This window comes from Streptomyces sp. 1-11 (assembly GCF_007176755.1).
GTDB lineage: Bacteria > Actinomycetota > Actinomycetes > Streptomycetales > Streptomycetaceae > Streptomyces.
The window spans coordinates 393,706-409,571 of sequence record NZ_BJTV01000005.1 but is presented as its reverse complement, the minus strand read 5'-3'; the positions used below and the strand labels follow the sequence as shown (position 1 = coordinate 409,571).

The following is a 15,866-nucleotide window of genomic DNA, read 5'->3' as shown; positions in this document are numbered from 1 at the left end:
GTCACTTCGAGCATATGGCCAGGCACGGACAAGCGGTCCGGGTTGTACCGAACCGTTGTCCGGCCACACCGTCAATCCGGCGCGACGGTGCCGTCCGTGAGCCCGTCGTACATCCCGCGCACCAGCTGCTCCCCGAGCCGGCTCGCGTGCCGCACGGCCCGCTCGAACTCGTCGAGGGCGCGGAACCGCTCGCCGTAGCGCCGCTGTTCGCCGAACGGGAGCCGGGGAAGCTGCAGGCGGCGCACGTCCAGTCGGGTGGCCGTGGAGGCGTAGCTGCTGGCCTGGCGGTGGTTGGCAGTGCCACGCAGGAAGCCGGCGAGGAACCACGGGTCGAGCGCCGCCGGATCGGGCCGCAGCAGCACCAGGTTGCGGCCCAGCGCGGCGCCCCGCGTCGCCTCGTCGATCACCCGGGCCACCGAGCCGCCGCCGAGCACCGGCACGACGACGTCGCCCGGTTCCGTCAGCACGGCTTCCTCGTCGCTCTCCGGCAGCGTTCCGGAGGGCGCCGTTCCGGCGAGCACGTCGTGGTCGGTGAGGACGGGCACGCGCGCGCGGCCGCCGGTCCCGCCGGTGCGCAGCACCAGCGTGCCTCCGCGCGCGAGTTCGCCGACGGTGGTGAGCGGCCAGCGCGCCGGCGGCGCCGGGTCGACCGGGGGCGGGGTGAGGTCGGCGGTCAGCCGCAGGGTCTCGCCGAGGCGCTCGCGCACCGCCGTGAGCTGCTCGGCGCCGTCGGCGGCCGCCGCGGGCGGCAGATGGCGGGCGGGGGCCAGGTCCACGTCGTCGTCGAGGAGTTCGATGACCGGCACGGACCGGGCGAGCCCCGGCCGCTCCGCCAGCCGCCCGGCGCGTTCGAATGCGTGCCAGGCGTCGAGCACGGCCTCCCGCACCGCCTGCCAGTCCGGGCCGCCGCGCGCCCCGCCGGCGAACCGCCCGGTGTCGGCGAGCAGCACCTCGGGCGCGGCGGGCGTCCGGTCGGGCCTGCGCAGCACCCACACGTGCAGCGGAATGTTGTACGGCGGCGCCGCCCCGACCGGCAGCGCGACGACGGCGCGCAGCGCGCCCCGGCGCAGCAGGTCGGCGCGGATCCGGCGCCCGGAGCGCCGGGAGGCGGCGGCCGGGGGCATGAGCAGCACGGCGGTGCCGCCGTCGGCCAGCCGGGCCAGCGCGTGCTGCACCCAGGCCAGCTCGGACTCGGTGCGCGCCGGGAAGCCGTACTCCCAGCGGGCGTCGTAGGCGAGTTCGTCGTGGCCCCAGTTGCGCTCGTTGAACGGCGGGTGGCACAGCACGGCGTCGGCGCGCAGCTCGGGGTGGGCGTCGGCGCGCAGGGTGTCGCCGGCGGCGGCGTGCACGGTGGCGCGGGACCGCAGCCTCAGGCGCAGCGCGGTGAGGGCGGCGAGGCCGGGGGCGCCGTCCTGGGCGTACAGCTCCTGGCCGGCGCGGTCGCCCGCGGCGCACAGCAGGGCGCCGGTGCCGCAGGCCGGATCGAGGACGGTGCGGGCGGGGCCGGCGAGGTCGGCCATCAGCCGGGCCAGTCCGGCCGGGGTGAGCGTGTACTGGCGCGGGTTGGCGTCCAGGTGCCGGCCCAGCAGGAACTCGAAGGTCTGCCGCGTGCCCGTCCCGGCGGCCAGTTCGGCGGCACCGCGAAGGAAGGGGGCGGACGGCAGGAGCTGCGGGCCGGTCGGGGTGCGCAGCGCGGGGGTGTGGGCTGGGATGTCGGGAGTGTGGGCGGAGGGCGCACTGTGAGCGGGGCCGCCGGTGTTCACGGGGTCGCCGGTGTTCACGGGAAGCGGTGTGTTCACACCCAGCACCCGCTCCAGCGCGCCCGGCAGCATCGCGGCCAGCCGCTCGTCGGAACCGGCGCTCACGTCCAGCCAGGCGGTGGGCCTCTCGTGGATGAGCAGCAGCACGCAGCCCGCGTGCACCAGCGCGGTGACCGGCCCCTCGGGGTGCCCGGCGAGCTGCTGCCAGACGCGTTCGCGCAGCGGGACCTCGGCGAGCTTGCCCTGCTCGCGCAGCCAGGCCTCCACCTCGGCGAGCGCGAAGGACGGGCTGGTCTCGGTGCCGCCGACCGGTTTGGGGAAGTCGGCGTGGCGGCGGCGCCAGTTGCTGACGGCGGCGCGGCCCACTCCGGCGAGCCGCGCGATACCGGCGGCGGTCACCTCTGTCGCGTTGTCCTGCACCGGCCCCGCTCCCCTCGTTCCGTTGTGCGCCGAGCATACCGACGTACACGGGGCGACCGCATTCACGGACGTGTATCACTCTCCATCTGTGAACCGTGTTGACTCGGTTCACAGGCTCTGGTCTTATTGACCCAGCGAACGAGCGGCCAGCCGGAGGGGGCGGTCGCCGTACCGGGGAGGGGTTCCGCCATGGGCATGAAGGGCAAGATCGCGCTGGGCGCGGTCGTAGGGGTCGCCGTCATCGCCGCCGTGTCCGCCAACGCCGACGACAGCAAGAACGGCGGTTCCGGCAGCGGCAAGGACGCCTCGGCGTCCACCGCGCACCGGCCCGGCGCCGAGCGGGACTCGGGCGCCGGTAAGGACTCCGGCGGCAAGGCCGGTGCGAAGAGGAAGGCCGCCTTCGAGGGCGACGGCGAGTTCCGGGTCGGCTCCGACATCAAACCCGGCACCTACCGCACGACCGGCAACACCGACGGCACGTGCTACTGGGAGCGGGCCAAGGACGCCTCGGGCGAGATGGACTCCATCCTGGCCAACGACAACGTCTCGGGCACGAGTTACGTCACCGTCAAGGCCGGCGACAAGCTGTTCAAGTCGAACGGCTGCGCCGACTGGGAGGCCGTCGCCGGGAAGGCGAAGGGCTCGCCCGCCTCCTCCATGGACGGCGACGGCGGCATGTTCAAGGTCGGCGCCGACATCGCGCCCGGCACCTACCGGTCGGCCGGCAACAGCGACGGCTCCTGCTACTGGGAGCGCGCCAAGGACGCCGAGCACGGGCTCGACTCGATCATCGCCAACAACAACGTGAAGGGCACGGCCGTCGTCACCATCGCCGCCGGCGACGCCTATTTCAAGACCACCGGCTGCGGGAACTGGAAGAAGACGGCCTGACCGTCCCGTTCACCGCCGCCGCCGCACAGGGCCGGGACCGGGACGTGGACCGGCACCGGCCCGCACCACCGGGCGCGCCGTCGCTGCACCGCACCGTCGCCTCACCGCGCCGGTGCCACGCCGGCGCACCGCATCACGCACGCACCACATCACGCAAGCACCGCATCACGCACGCACCACACGCGCTCCGTGCCACTCGTCACCACCACCCGCTCCACTCCACTTCTCCCAGCAAGGAACTGTCATGCGCCGAACCGCACTTGCCGCCATCTGCCTCATCACCGCGGCCACCGCGGGAATCACCGGCTGTCTGCCGGGGCAGGACAAGGCGGACAGCAAGCCGAAGGGGCCGTTCGCCGGGCTGAGCGGCGGCCAGATCGCCGACCGCGCCCTGAAGGCGACCACCGGGGCCGCGTCGCTGCGGATGAAGGGCGAGGTCGCCGACGACGAGAGCAAGGGCACGATCGGGCTCGACATGGCCCTGGACAAGAAGGGCGAGTGCGCCGGGACGATGAGCATGGGCGGCCAGGGCAAGGCCGACCTGATCAAGACCGGCAGCACCGTCTACATGAAGTACGACGAGGCGTTCCTGCGCGCCCAGAGCGAGGGCGAGTCCAAGGCCGACACGGACGCGGCGGTGAACATGCTGGCCGGGAAGTGGACCAAGATGGCGGTGAAGGGGCAGGACGCCAAGGACATCGCCGGCTTCTGCGACCTGAACTCCGTGCTGGCGGGCGCGGGTGACGTCAGCTCGGACGCCACCCGCGGCGGGACCACCACCGTCGACGGCACCCCGGCGATCGTGCTGCACGAGAAGGACGGCAAGGACCGCTACACGCTCTACGTGGCGACCGAGGGCAAGCCGTACCTGCTGCGGGTCGACAGCGCGCCCGGCGCCAAGGAGCCGGTGCGCCTGTCCTTCGGCGACTACGACAAGCCGGTGCCGGCCCGCAAGCCCGCCGGGAAGATCATCGACCTGGACGCCCTGGGCGGCTGAGTCCGGGCCGGGCCCGGCGCCGGGTCACAGCGGGTGCCGCATCCAGACGTTGGGCTCGACGTAGACGGCGTAGCCGTGCTCCGGTTCGCAGTGGACCGGGACCAGCGCGCCGGGCACCTCCACGTCCCCCCGGGTGTCGAAGGGCAGTCCGGTCCAGCGGCGCCACTCCTCCAGGGAGGCGCCGACGGTCATGGAGGCCGTGGCGACGCGGTCCACGGCGGCGCCGGCGCGTGCGTGCACGCGCAGCCACGGGTCCTCCGGCAGGCCGTCCGGGCGGACCCGGTGGGCGTACTCGGCGATCGGCGTGCGCGGTTCGCGGTGCTTGGCGCTGGGCCGCACCGGAGCGACGACCTCGCGGAAGCCCCGGGCGCGGGCGTTGTCCCGCATCGCCGAGAGCATGACGGCGGACAGACCGTGGCCCTGGGCGTGCGGGGCGACGACGACGGAGATCGCGCCGACCGTGTCGGGGCGGGTGCCGCGGCGCAGGTCGGCGAAGGCCCACAGCAGGAGCTGGTCCCAGCCCCGGGCGGGCAGGGTCCCGCGGCCCTCGGCGTCGAGGCGGAAGGGGACGCTGTAGGCGTGGGCGACGACCTCGCCGCGCGCGTCCTGGGCGAACAGCGCGTACTCGGGCAGCTCGGTGGGGATGCGGCCGTAGTGGGCGTTGCCCACGGGGTCGTTGGTCACGAACTCGGGCCAGGTGTCGGCCATCGCGAGCACCGCCGCGAGCCGGTCGGGCCGCTCGGCGAGGCTGGTCACCTTCACGTCCATGCCGGTCACCGTAGGCGGTGCGGACCGCCCCGGGGAACCGGTTTTGCCGCTCAGCGGGCCTTGAAGCGCTCCGGGGCGTTCGTGGGGTTGCCGCCCGTGGGGAGCTTCTGGTCGGGGCAGGTGGCGAGCACCTTCTTCATCGCGCTCTTCTCTGCGGCGGTGACCCACAGGCCGTACTTCTTCTTCACCGCCACCTGGGCGGCGACGTACGTGCAGCGGTAGCCCTTGTCGGGCGGCAGCCAGGTGGCCGTGTCGCCGTCGCCCTTGCCGCGGTTGGTGCTCGCGTCGACCGCGAGGAGGTTGAGGGGGTCGTTGGCGAGGGCTATGCGCTTGCCGGGCTCCCAGTACTTGGCGCCCTTCTGCCAGGCGTCCGAGAGGGCGACGAGGTGGTCGATGTCGACCTGGCTGCGGCCGCGCTGGTAGGTGATGTCCTTGCCCGAGTAGGGGTCGGGCGCCAGCAGCCCGTAGGAGACCTTGCAGTCGCCGTCGGTGAACCGCACCTTCTCCAGGTCGCGCTTGAGGATGTCGTCGCGCGTGTCGCAGGAGTTGGAGTCGGTGTCGGCCCAGGCGGAGCCGAACCGCTCACGGGAGTAGCCGGTCTTGGGGGCGCGGCCCTTGACAGTCAGCGAGTCCGCGGCGGCCAGGGCCGCTCCCCCGCGCCCCTTCTCCTGCGGCCCGGAGGCCCCGCCGATCTCGTCGCTCTTGCAGCCGGCCACGGAGACCGCCACGACGACCGCCGCGGCGATGGCCGCCCCGCCCCTCAGACGCGTCACGGTGCGTCCCCCTTGCTCGCCCTGTCCGCCCTGATCTGCGGGCGGATCGTGTCCGCGTCCACCGTAACGGGCGTTCGGCGCAGAGCAGATGGGACCCAAAGGGGCGCGACCGCCGTAATAGGGACTATGTTCGCGCGATTCGGCGAGACGTCACCGGCCGCCGTCCACGAGCCCGGCCCCAACGGGAGACCGGTCGCGGGGCAGGAGACCGCCCGCGGGACGGGAGACCGGCCGCGGGACGGGAGACCGGCCGCGGGACGAAAGACCGGCCCCGGAACGGGAGACCGGCCGCGGGACGAAAGACCGGCCCCGGAACGGGAGACCCGCCGCAGGGCGGGAGACCGGCCGCGGGACAGGAGCCCCGCCCCGGAGCGAGAGACCCGCCGCAGGACAGGAGCCCGGCCGCGAGGCGGGAGGCCGACCGCTCACCGCCCCGCGGCCGCGCGGCTACGACCCCAGGACCGAGGCCAGGAACTCGCCGACCCAGCCCAGCAGTTCGCGGCCGACGAGCGGCTTGCCGCCGACCTTCGCGGTCTTCGGGCGGGGCACCAGGACCTGGTGGGCGGCCGGCTTGATGACCGTGCCCGGGTACAGCCGCTTCAGCCGCAGCTCCTGCGACTCGCGCAGCTCGACCGGCGCGAAGCGGATGTTGTTGCCCTGCAGCACGATCTCGCCGACGCCGCACGCCCGCGCGAGCATCCGCAGCCCGGCCACCAGCAGCAGGTTCTCCACCGGCTCGGGCAGCTTGCCGTAGCGGTCGGTGAGTTCCTCGCGGACCGCCTTGACGTCCTCCTCCGAGTTGGCGGAGGCGATGGCGCGGTACGCCTGCAGGCGAAGCCGCTCGCCGGGGGCGTAGTCGTGCGGGACGTGCGCGTCGACCGGCAGCTCGATCTTGACCTCGAGCGGCGGCTCCTCCTCGATCTCGCCGGTCTCCAGCTGCCGCCGGTAGTCGGCGACGGCCTCGCCGACCATGCGCACGTACAGGTCGAAGCCGACGCCCGCGATGTGCCCGGACTGCTCGCCGCCGAGCAGGTTTCCGGCGCCGCGGATCTCCAGGTCCTTCATGGCGACGTACATGCCCGCGCCCATCTCGGTGTGCTGGGCGATGGTGGCGAGACGCTCGTGCGCGGTCTCCGTCAGCGGCTTCTCCGGCGGGTACAGGAAGTAGGCGTAGCCCCGCTCCCGGCCCCGGCCGACGCGGCCGCGGAGCTGGTGGAGCTGGGACAGGCCGAAGTTGTCGCCGCGCTCCACGATGAGGGTGTTGGCGTTGGAGATGTCGATGCCGGACTCGACGATGGTGGTCGAGACCAGCACGTCGAACTTCTTCTCCCAGAAGTCGACGACGACCTGCTCCAGCGCGGACTCCGACATCTGGCCGTGAGCCGTGGCGATCCGCGCCTCGGGGACGATCTCGCGCAGGCGCGCCGCCGCCCGGTCGATCGACTCGACCCGGTTGTGGATGTAGAAGACCTGGCCCTCGCGCAGCAGTTCACGGCGGACGGCGGCGCCGATCTGCTTCTCCTCGTACGGTCCGACGAAGGTGAGGACGGGGTGCCGCTCCTCGGGCGGGGTGGTGATGGTGGACATCTCCCGGATGCCGGTGACCGCCATCTCCAGGGTGCGCGGGATCGGGGTGGCCGACATGGTCAGGACGTCGACGTTGGCGCGGAGCTTCTTGAGCTGCTCCTTGTGCTCGACGCCGAAGCGCTGCTCCTCGTCGACGATGACCAGTCCGAGGTCCTTGAACTTGGTCTCGGAGGAGAACAGGCGGTGGGTGCCGATGACGACGTCCACCGAACCCTCCTTCAGCCCCTCCAGCACGGCCTTGGCCTCGGTGTCGGTCTGGAAGCGGGAGAGGGCCTTCACGCTCACCGGGAACTGCGCGTACCGCTCGGAGAAGGTGCCGAAGTGCTGCTGCACCAGCAGGGTGGTGGGCACCAGCACGGCGACCTGCTTGCCGTCCTGCACGGCCTTGAAGGCGGCGCGCACCGCGATCTCGGTCTTGCCGTAGCCGACGTCGCCGCAGATCAGGCGGTCCATGGGGATGGACTTCTCCATGTCCTCCTTGACCTCGGCGATGGTGGTGAGCTGGTCGGGGGTCTCGGCGTAGGGGAAGGCGTCCTCCAGTTCGCGCTGCCAGGGCGAGTCGGCGCCGAAGGCGTGGCCGGGGGCGGCCATGCGGGCGCTGTAGAGCCTGATCAGGTCGGCGGCGATCTCCTTGACGGCCTTCTTCGCGCGCGCCTTGGTCTTCGTCCAGTCGGCGCCGCCGAGGCGGTGCAGGGTGGGCGCCTCGCCGCCGACGTACTTGGTGATCTGCTCCAGCTGGTCGGTGGGGATGTAGAGGCGGTCGCCCGGCTGGCCGCGCTTGGCGGGGGCGTACTCCACGACCAGGTACTCGCGGGTGGCGCCCTGCACGGTGCGCTGCACCATCTCGATGTAGCGGCCGACGCCGTGCTGCTCGTGGACGATGTAGTCGCCCGGCTCCAGGGTGAGCGGGTCGATGGTCTTGCGGCGGCGGGCCGGCATCCGGGCGCCGTCGCGGCCGGCGGCCTTCTGGCCGGTGAGGTCGGTCTCGGTGAGGACGGCCAGCTTCAGCGCCGGGTCGACGAAGCCGTAGTCGATGCAGCCGCAGGCGACGTGCACCACGGAGGGGCTCAGCTCGCCGAGGTCGACGTCCAGGCGGGCGGCGATGCCCTCGCCGCCGAGCACCTCGACGGTGCGGGCGGCCGGGCCGTGGCCCTCGGTGACGAAGACGGTGCGCCAGCCGTCGGCGAGCCAGCCCTTGGTGTCGGCGAGGGCCCGGGCGGTGTCGCCGCGGTAGGTCTCGGTGGCGTGCATGCCGAGCTTGAGGGTGTCCGCGTCGCCGGCCGTGTCGGCGGCGGAGGCGAGCGTCTCGTCGGCCGCGAACGGCGACACCGACCACCACATCATGTCCAGCTCGCGCGCGCGTTCCCGGACGTCGGCGATGGACCGCAGGGAGGCCGCGCCGACGTCGATGGGCGCCTGTCCGCCGCCCGCCGTGGCGGCCCAGGATGCCTGCAGGAACTCCTGGGAGGTGGCCACGAGGTCGGCGGCGCGGGTGCGGACCCGCTCCGGGTCGCAGACGACGGCCATGGCGCCGCCGGGGAGCACGTCGAGCAGCAGCTCCATGTCGTCGACCAGGACGGGGGCGAGGGACTCCATGCCCTCGACCGCGATGCCCTCGGCGATCTTGTTCAGCAGTTCGCCCAGTTCCGGGTGCTCCTCGGCGAGCGCACGCGCGCGCGTGCGGACGTCCTCGGTGAGCAGCAGCTCACGGCAGGGCGGGGCCCACAGACCGTGCTCGGCGACCTCCAGGGAGCGCTGGTCGGCGACCTTGAAGTAGCGGATCTCCTCGACGTCGTCGCCCCAGAACTCGACGCGCAGCGGGTGTTCCTCGGTGGGCGGGAAGACGTCCAGGATGCCGCCGCGCACGGCGAACTCGCCGCGCTTCTCCACCAGTTCGACGCGTGCGTAGGCGGCGGCCGCGAGGGCTTCGACGACCTCGTTCAGGTCGGCGTTCCGGCCGGTTCTCAGGGCCACCGGCTCCAGGTCGCCGAGGCCCTTGACCTGCGGCTGGAGCACGGAGCGCACGGGGGCGACGACGACGGAGACGGGGCCGGTCTCGGGGTCGTCGGCGCTGGGGTGGGCGAGGCGGCGCAGCACGGCGAGGCGGCGGCCGACGGTGTCGCTGCGCGGGCTGAGGCGCTCGTGGGGCAGCGTCTCCCAGGAGGGGTAGTCCACCACCGTCTGCGGGGGCAGCAGGGTGCGCAGGGCGGCGGCCAGGTCCTCGGCCTCCCGTCCGGTGGCGGTGACCGCCAGCACCGGCCGGCCGGTCTCGCGGGCCAGGGCGGCGACCGCGAAGGGGCGGGCCGCGGGGGGACCGACCAGGTCGACGTGCATGCGGTTGCCGTCCGCCGCCGCCTCGATCGCTTCGGCGAGGGCGGGGTCCTTGACTACGGCGTCGAGCAGACCGTGCAGGCTCATGGAGAGGCTTTCCGTCCGGGTATGGGCAACGCGAATGACCCGACACGCGGGGCGGGCCGGGGGTTCCCAGGGTACGTCGCCCGCGTCCTCGTCACCCGGCGGAGTGAACACGCCGGCCCGGTCCGGGGACGCGGCGCGGCAGGACGGCGCCCGGCGCCGAGAAGTCCCCCGTGACTTCTCGGCGCCGGGCTCCCCCGTGCCCCGTCTCCCCCGTCCGGGGCGGCTACTCGGTCGCGATCGCGTTCAGGACGTTCATCCGGCCCGCCCGGAACGCCGGGATCAGGGCGGCGAACAGGCCCACGAAGGCCGAGGCGACGAAGACCGTGACGATGGTCGGCCAGGGGATCTCCAGGACCTTCAGGCCCTCCAGGGCCAGCAGCTTCTGCGCGGTCGCGCCCCAGCCCATGCCCAGGCCGAGGCCGAGCAGGGCGCCGAAGACCGCGATCACCACGGACTCCAGGCGGATCATGCGGCGCAGCTGCCGGCGGGAGAGCCCGATGGCCCGCATCAGGCCGATCTCCCGGGTCCGCTCGACCACCGACAGGGCCAGGGTGTTCACCACACCGAGGACGGCGACGATGATCGCGAGCGCCAGCAGGCCGTAGATCATGTTGAGGAGCTGGCCGATCTGGTCCTTCAGCGCCTGCTTGTAGTCGGTCTGGTCGCGCACGGTGTACTGCGGGTACTCGTGCAGGGCCGAACGGAGCGCCTTGTAGGCGGCGTCCTGCCGGCCGTCCTCGGCGCTGGCGAAGACGAGCTGGTCCAGCGGCATCCGGTCGGCCGGCACGTACTTGGCGAGCGTGGCGACGGAGGTGTACTTGGCGCCCTGGTCGATCACGTCGTCGCTGCTGGTGATGGCGCGGACCGTCAGGCGGGCGGCGGAGCCGTCCTTGAAGGCGACCTTGATCTTCGAGCCGACGTGGATGCCGTGCGCCTTGGCGAACTTCTCGTGCACCGACATCGAGTCGGGCAGGTAGGCGTCCTTGAGGTCACCGGCGACGGTCTCCTTGCGCAGGTCCGTCGCGTAGGTCGGGTCGGCCGCGGTGATGTCGGTGTCCTTGAGCGTCTTGCCGTCGGGGGTGGTGAAGTCGGCCAGGGTCGGCCGGTACTCGGTGACCCGCGCCAGGCCCGGCGTCGACTTGATGGCCCGCACGGCCTGCGGGACGACGGGGGTCCCGTTGTCGTTCTGGATGATGAAGTCGGTGCCGACGGTCTTGTCGAGCTGGTCGGTGGCGGAGGCCACCATGGAGGAGCCGACCACCGACAGGCAGGCCACCAGGGCCAGGCCGATCATCAGCGCGGCGCCGGTGGCGCCGGTGCGGCGCGGGTTGCGCAGCGCGTTGCGCTCGGCCATCCGGCCGACCGGGCCGAAGATCCGCAGCAGGACCGCGCCGAGGACCCGGATCAGGCCGCCGGCCAGCAGCGGGCCGATGACGACGAAGCCGATCAGGGTGAGCACCACGCCGAGGCCGAGCCAGCCGGAGCCGCTCTTGGCCTTGTCGGCGCCGGCGGCCGCGTAGAGGCTGGCGGCGCCGGCGCCGGTCAGGACCAGGCCGATGACGGCGCGTACGATCCCGGCCCTGGCGTCGGCCGGAGCGCCCACGTCGCGCAGCGCGGCCATCGGGGAGACCTTGCCGGCCCGCCGGGCGGGCAGGTAGGCGGACAGGACGGTGACGACGACACCGAGCAGCAGGCCGAGGGCAGGGGTGGTCCAGGCGACGGTCAGGTCGTCGGTGGACAGGTGCATGCCGATCTGGCCCATCAGCTTCATCAGGCCGACCGCGATGCCGACGCCCGCGCCGACACCGAGCACGGACCCGAGCACGCCGAGCAGCAGCGCCTCGACGAGCACCGACCGGTTGACCTGGCCGCGCGAGGAGCCGATGGCGCGCATCAGGCCGATCTCGCGGGTGCGCTGGGCGACCAGCATGGAGAAGGTGTTGATGATCAGGAAGATGCCGACGAGGAAGGCGATCCCGGCGAAGCCGAGCATCGCGTACTTCATGACGTTCAGGAAGCTCTGGACGCTCTTCTGGTTGGCGTCGGCGACCTCCTTGGCGGTCTGCACCTTGTAGCCCCGGCCGAGCGCGGCGGTGACGTCGCGCTTGAGCTGCGCGTCGCTGACTCCCTTGGCCGCGGTGACGTTGACGTTGGTGTAGACGCCGGTCCGGCCGATCAGGGTCTGCTGGGCGGTCTTCGTGTCCAGGTAGAAGATGGCCGCGCCGGGGTTGGTGACGGTGAAGGCGGCGATGCCGGACACGCGCGCGTGGTGCGTGCCGACGGCGGTGATGACGCCGATCTCGTCGCCGAGGGCGAGGTGGTGCTTGTCGGCGGTGTCCGCGTCGACCATGACCTGGCCCGGGCCCTTGGGCGCCGCACCGGAGGTGATCTTCATGGTGCGGGCGTCGTTGCCGTTCCAGCTGCCGACGATGGTCGGGGCGCCGCTGGACGGGGAGAGCTTGTCCAGGCCGCGGTCGACGACGGTGACCGAGGTGGAGAAGACCGTCCCCTCGGCCTCGGCGACGCCCTTGGCGCCGCGCACCTCGTCGACCACGGAGGCGGGCATGACCGGCGGCTTGCCGGTGCGGGAGGTCGTCTCGCCGGTGTCGGAGGAGCCCTTGGCGCTGACCTGGACGTCCGAGGAGGTGGTCTGGAACAGCTTGTCGAAGGTGGTGTTCATCGTGTCGGTGAACACCAGCGTCCCGCAGACGAAGGCCACCGACAGCAGCACCGCGATCGCGGACAGCGCCATCCGGCCCTTGTGGGCGACGAAATTGCGCATCGAGGTCTTCAGCACGGTCATGACGTGCGCCCCCGGGCGTCGAAGTCCTTCATGCGGTCCAGGACCTGCTCGGCGGTCGGCTGGCGCATCTCGTCGACGATCCGGCCGTCGGCGAGGTAGAGCACGCGGTCGGCGTAGGAGGCGGCGACGGGGTCGTGGGTGACCATCACGATGGTCTGCCCGAGTTCGGTCACCGAGCGGCGCAGGAAGCCCAGCACCTCGGCGCCGGCGCGCGAGTCGAGGTTTCCGGTCGGCTCGTCGCCGAAGATGATCTCCGGCCGGGCGGCGAGCGCGCGGGCCACGGCGACGCGCTGCTGCTGGCCGCCGGAGAGCTGGGTGGGCCGGTGCTTGAGCCGGCCGGCCAGCCCGACGGTCTCCACCACCCGGTCCAGCCACGCCCGGTCGGGCTTGCGGCCGGCGATGTCCATGGGCAGCGTGATGTTCTCCAGCGCGTTCAGCGTCGGCAGGAGGTTGAACGCCTGGAAGATGAACCCGATGCGGTCCCGGCGCAGCTTGGTGAGCTTCTTGTCCTTCAGGCCGGTGATCTCGGTGTCGTCCAGGTGGATCTGACCGCTCGTCACCGTGTCGAGACCGGCGAGGCAGTGCATCAGGGTGGACTTGCCGGACCCGGAGGGGCCCATGATCGCGGTGAACTCGCCGCGGGCGATGTCCACGTCGACGTGGTCAAGGGCGACGACGCGGGTCTCCCCGGACCCGTACGCCTTGACGACCTGCCGGGCCCGCGCGGCAACGGCCGTAGGCCCTCCAGTGCTCCCGTGCCTGGGAATGGTCACAGCCGATGTCACGGTATGTCTCCTATTTCGGTTGACAGGTCGATGGGTGCGCCCCGTTGTTCCGGTGCGCCGCTTCCGGGTACGCCGTTGAGTCTGGCGTGCGGCACACGTGCCGCGCGCTGGTGCGAAGCCCCCTGTTGTACGGGGGTAAACCCCACCCCCGTCGGTTCGGTCAGCCGCCCCCCGGCGGCGTAAAGCCAGGTTAAGGACAGGGCGGGTCCCTCCTCGTCCTCCGGGGGGACGAACCCGACCCGGCCCGGAGTACGGAGATACCCCTAGGGGTCGTCCACCGCCGGGTGGAGTCCTTCTCGGGGTCCCTCCACCCTCCGGCCCGGCAAGGCTCCACCCTCCCGTGGCGTCAGGATCAAGTCACGGGCCGGCGAGGCGGTTCCACGCCCGCCGGGCACGGGTCGCGGCGCCGCGAACGCGCCGGCCGGCGGGGGTGACGGCACGGGCGGGACACGGTTCGGCGCGGTAAGCGCATACCGACCGGCCAGTTTGACGAAAAGCCCACGCGCCGCCGAACCCGCGAGTAACGTGCGTGACTCCGCTGACCCACCCCCCTACCTCCCTGCGGTCCGCCGCCACGGACCCGAGCCACGCAAGGAGCCCCGGGATGTCCTACGACCCGCCGCACCCCCCGCCCTACCCCTGGCAGCCGGCGCCCCCCGAGCCGGTACGTCCGCACCGCACCCCGCCCCGCGCACCCCTCGGCCACCACAGCGACCTGGGCGTGCTGCGCGGCGCCTACCGCTGGCAGCGGCGCACCGCCACCCTCACCGCGCTCGGCTACTTCACACTGTTCCTGGTGCTGTCCGCGTACGCCCCGCACGTCATGACGCGGGACCTCGCCGACGGCATCCCGGCCGGCCTGCTGCTCGCCCTGCTCCAACTCCCGGTCACCTGGCTGGCGATCGCCCTGTACGAGTACACCGCCCGCCGCCATGTCGACCCGCTCGCCGACCGCATCCGCAAGGAGGCCGAACTGGACGCGCGGCGGGGAGCGCTGCGGTGACCGCCCACGCCCTCCCGCCGGCCGTCTCCGGCTTCACCGGCTCCGCCCAGGCCATGTCGCTGGTCGCCTTCTCCGCCGTGGCCACCATCACCCTGCTGCTGTGCGTGATGACCGGCCCGGACCGCGACGACCTCGACGAGTTCTACACCGGCTACGGCACCCTGTCCCCGCTGCGCAACGGCCTGGCCATCGCCGGGGACTACATCTCCGCGGCCACCGTCCTCGGCACCGGCGGAGTGATCGCCCTGTGCGGCTACGACGGGGTCGTACTCGCCCTCAGCACCGCCCTGTCACTGCTGCTGCTGATGTTCCTGCTGGCCGAACCGCTGCGCAACGCGGGCCGGTTCACCATGGGCGACGCGCTGGCCCGCCGGATGCCGGGCCGGGCCGTGCGGATCACGGCCTGCGCCGTGACGATCGCCTCGCTGCTGCCGCTGATGCTGGTGCAGCTCGCCGGCACCGGACAGCTCATGGCGTTCATCCTGGGCTTCACCAACGAGTCCCTGAAGACCGGCTGCGTCGTGGGCCTCGGTACGCTGATGATCGCCTACGCGGCCATCGGCGGCATGAAGGGCACCGCGCTCATCCAGATCCTGAAGATCGTGATGCTCGTCGGCTCCGGCGCCGTCGTCGCCCTGCTGATCCTGCACCGCTTCGACTGGGACCCCGGCGCCCTGTTCCAGGCGGCGGCGCGGCAGAGCGGCGCGGGACCGGCCTTCCTGCACTCCGGGCTGCAGTTCGCCGGGCACCCCGGCGCCCGCCTCGACATGATCACCTCGGAGCTGACCATCGTCCTCGGCGGCGCCTGCCTGCCCCACGTCACCATGCGCATGTACACCGCCTCCAGCGCCCGCCAGGTGCGCCGCTCGTTGTCCTGGGCGGTGTCGCTGGTGGCGCTGTTCGTCCTGGTCATCACGGTGGTCGGAGTCGGCGCCACCGCCCTGGTCGGCGGACCGGCGATCGCGGCGGCCGACAAGCAGGGCAACACCGCCTACCTGCTGGGCTCACGGGCCGCGTTCGGCGCGGACGTCTCCACGGCGGAGAGCTTCCTGTTCACCCTGGTCACCACGGCCCTCTTCCTGACCCTGCTCGCCTCGGTCGCCGGGATGATCCTCGCCTGCGCCAACTCCCTCGCCCACGACGTGTTCGCCGCCCGGGCGCGGGAGATGCCGGCCCGCCGGGAGATGGCCCTGGCCCGCTTCTCCGCGCTCGCCGTCGGAGCGCCCACGATCCTGCTGGCCACCCTGGTGCAGCACCACAGCCTGCAGCCGCTGGTGACGCTCTCCTTCTGCCTGGGCGCCTCCGCCCTCGCGCCCGCGCTCGTCTACGGCCTCTTCTGGCGCCGCTACACCCGCGCCGGGCTGCTGGCCACCCTGCTCGGCGGCTCGCTGACGGTGCTGCTGCTCATGCCGGGCACCAACCTCGTCTCCGGCTCCCCCGTCTCGGCCTTCCCCGACGCCGACTTCAACTGGTTCCCGTTCACCACGACCGGCATCGTCTCCATCCCGGCCGGCTTCTTCTTCGGCTGGCTGGGCACGGTCGTCTCCGGCCGCCGCAAGGCGGAGGAACAGCGGCGCCAGTACGAGGCGGTGGAGGGCTGGATCCTGGCGGGCGCGGTCCGCAGGGGCGGCTGAGCCGGCCCGGCGCGGCGCCCCCGCCAC

Annotated in this window: 10 protein-coding genes; 4 read left to right on the top strand and 6 right to left on the bottom strand. The window is 72.8% G+C overall.

Features of this window, described 5'->3' with window-relative positions:
- Positions 1-71: 71 nt before the first annotated feature.
- Entirely contained in the window at positions 72-2,180 is a 2,109-nt protein-coding gene (locus tag TNCT1_RS13750) for an N-6 DNA methylase (protein ID WP_143631265.1), read from the bottom strand.
- A gap of 189 nt (positions 2,181-2,369) precedes the next feature.
- Between TNCT1_RS13750 and TNCT1_RS13745 the strand changes: the two genes are divergently transcribed.
- Positions 2,370-3,071 carry a hypothetical protein gene (locus TNCT1_RS13745; RefSeq protein WP_143631263.1) on the top strand — a complete coding sequence of 234 codons (702 nt, stop codon included), beginning with the start codon at positions 2,370-2,372 and terminating at the stop codon, positions 3,069-3,071.
- A gap of 244 nt (positions 3,072-3,315) precedes the next feature.
- Complete coding sequence (locus tag TNCT1_RS13740; protein ID WP_143631261.1) at positions 3,316-4,068, top strand: hypothetical protein; 753 nt, start codon at positions 3,316-3,318, stop codon at positions 4,066-4,068.
- Positions 4,069-4,092: 24 nt separating this feature from the next.
- Here the strand turns inward: TNCT1_RS13740 and TNCT1_RS13735 are convergent, their stop codons facing one another.
- The 5 genes from TNCT1_RS13735 to TNCT1_RS13715 all read right to left on the bottom strand — a co-directional run bounded on the left by TNCT1_RS13735 (position 4,093) and on the right by TNCT1_RS13715 (position 13,202).
- Positions 4,093-4,836, bottom strand: a complete 744-nt coding sequence (locus TNCT1_RS13735) for a GNAT family N-acetyltransferase (RefSeq protein ID WP_174266278.1) — start codon at positions 4,834-4,836, stop codon at positions 4,093-4,095.
- 50 nt (positions 4,837-4,886) lie between these two features.
- Entirely contained in the window at positions 4,887-5,609 is a 723-nt protein-coding gene (locus tag TNCT1_RS13730; RefSeq protein WP_143631257.1) for an HNH endonuclease family protein, read from the bottom strand.
- 447 nt (positions 5,610-6,056) lie between these two features.
- The gene (mfd, locus tag TNCT1_RS13725) at positions 6,057-9,614 is read right to left on the bottom strand and encodes a transcription-repair coupling factor (RefSeq protein WP_143631256.1); all 3,558 of its coding nucleotides are present in this window, start codon (positions 9,612-9,614) and stop codon (positions 6,057-6,059) included.
- A 223-nt stretch (positions 9,615-9,837) separates the two neighbouring features.
- Entirely contained in the window at positions 9,838-12,417 is a 2,580-nt protein-coding gene (locus TNCT1_RS13720; protein ID WP_143631253.1) for an ABC transporter permease, read from the bottom strand.
- Positions 12,414-13,202: an ABC transporter ATP-binding protein gene (locus tag TNCT1_RS13715; RefSeq protein ID WP_143631251.1), complete on the bottom strand. Its 789-nt coding sequence runs from the start codon at positions 13,200-13,202 to the stop codon at positions 12,414-12,416. Before TNCT1_RS13715 ends, TNCT1_RS13720 begins: the two co-directional genes overlap by 4 nt.
- Before the next feature lie 604 nt (positions 13,203-13,806).
- On the opposite strand from TNCT1_RS13715, the gene TNCT1_RS13710 reads away from it, so the two are divergent.
- Positions 13,807-14,205, top strand: coding sequence for a DUF485 domain-containing protein (locus tag TNCT1_RS13710; protein WP_143631249.1), 399 nt, complete (start codon positions 13,807-13,809; stop codon positions 14,203-14,205).
- Between the two features lie 53 nt (positions 14,206-14,258).
- On the top strand, positions 14,259-15,839 hold the full coding sequence (locus TNCT1_RS13705; RefSeq protein WP_143631569.1) for a cation acetate symporter: 1,581 nt from the start codon (positions 14,259-14,261) through the stop codon (positions 15,837-15,839).
- The last annotated feature ends 27 nt before the right edge of the window (positions 15,840-15,866 follow it).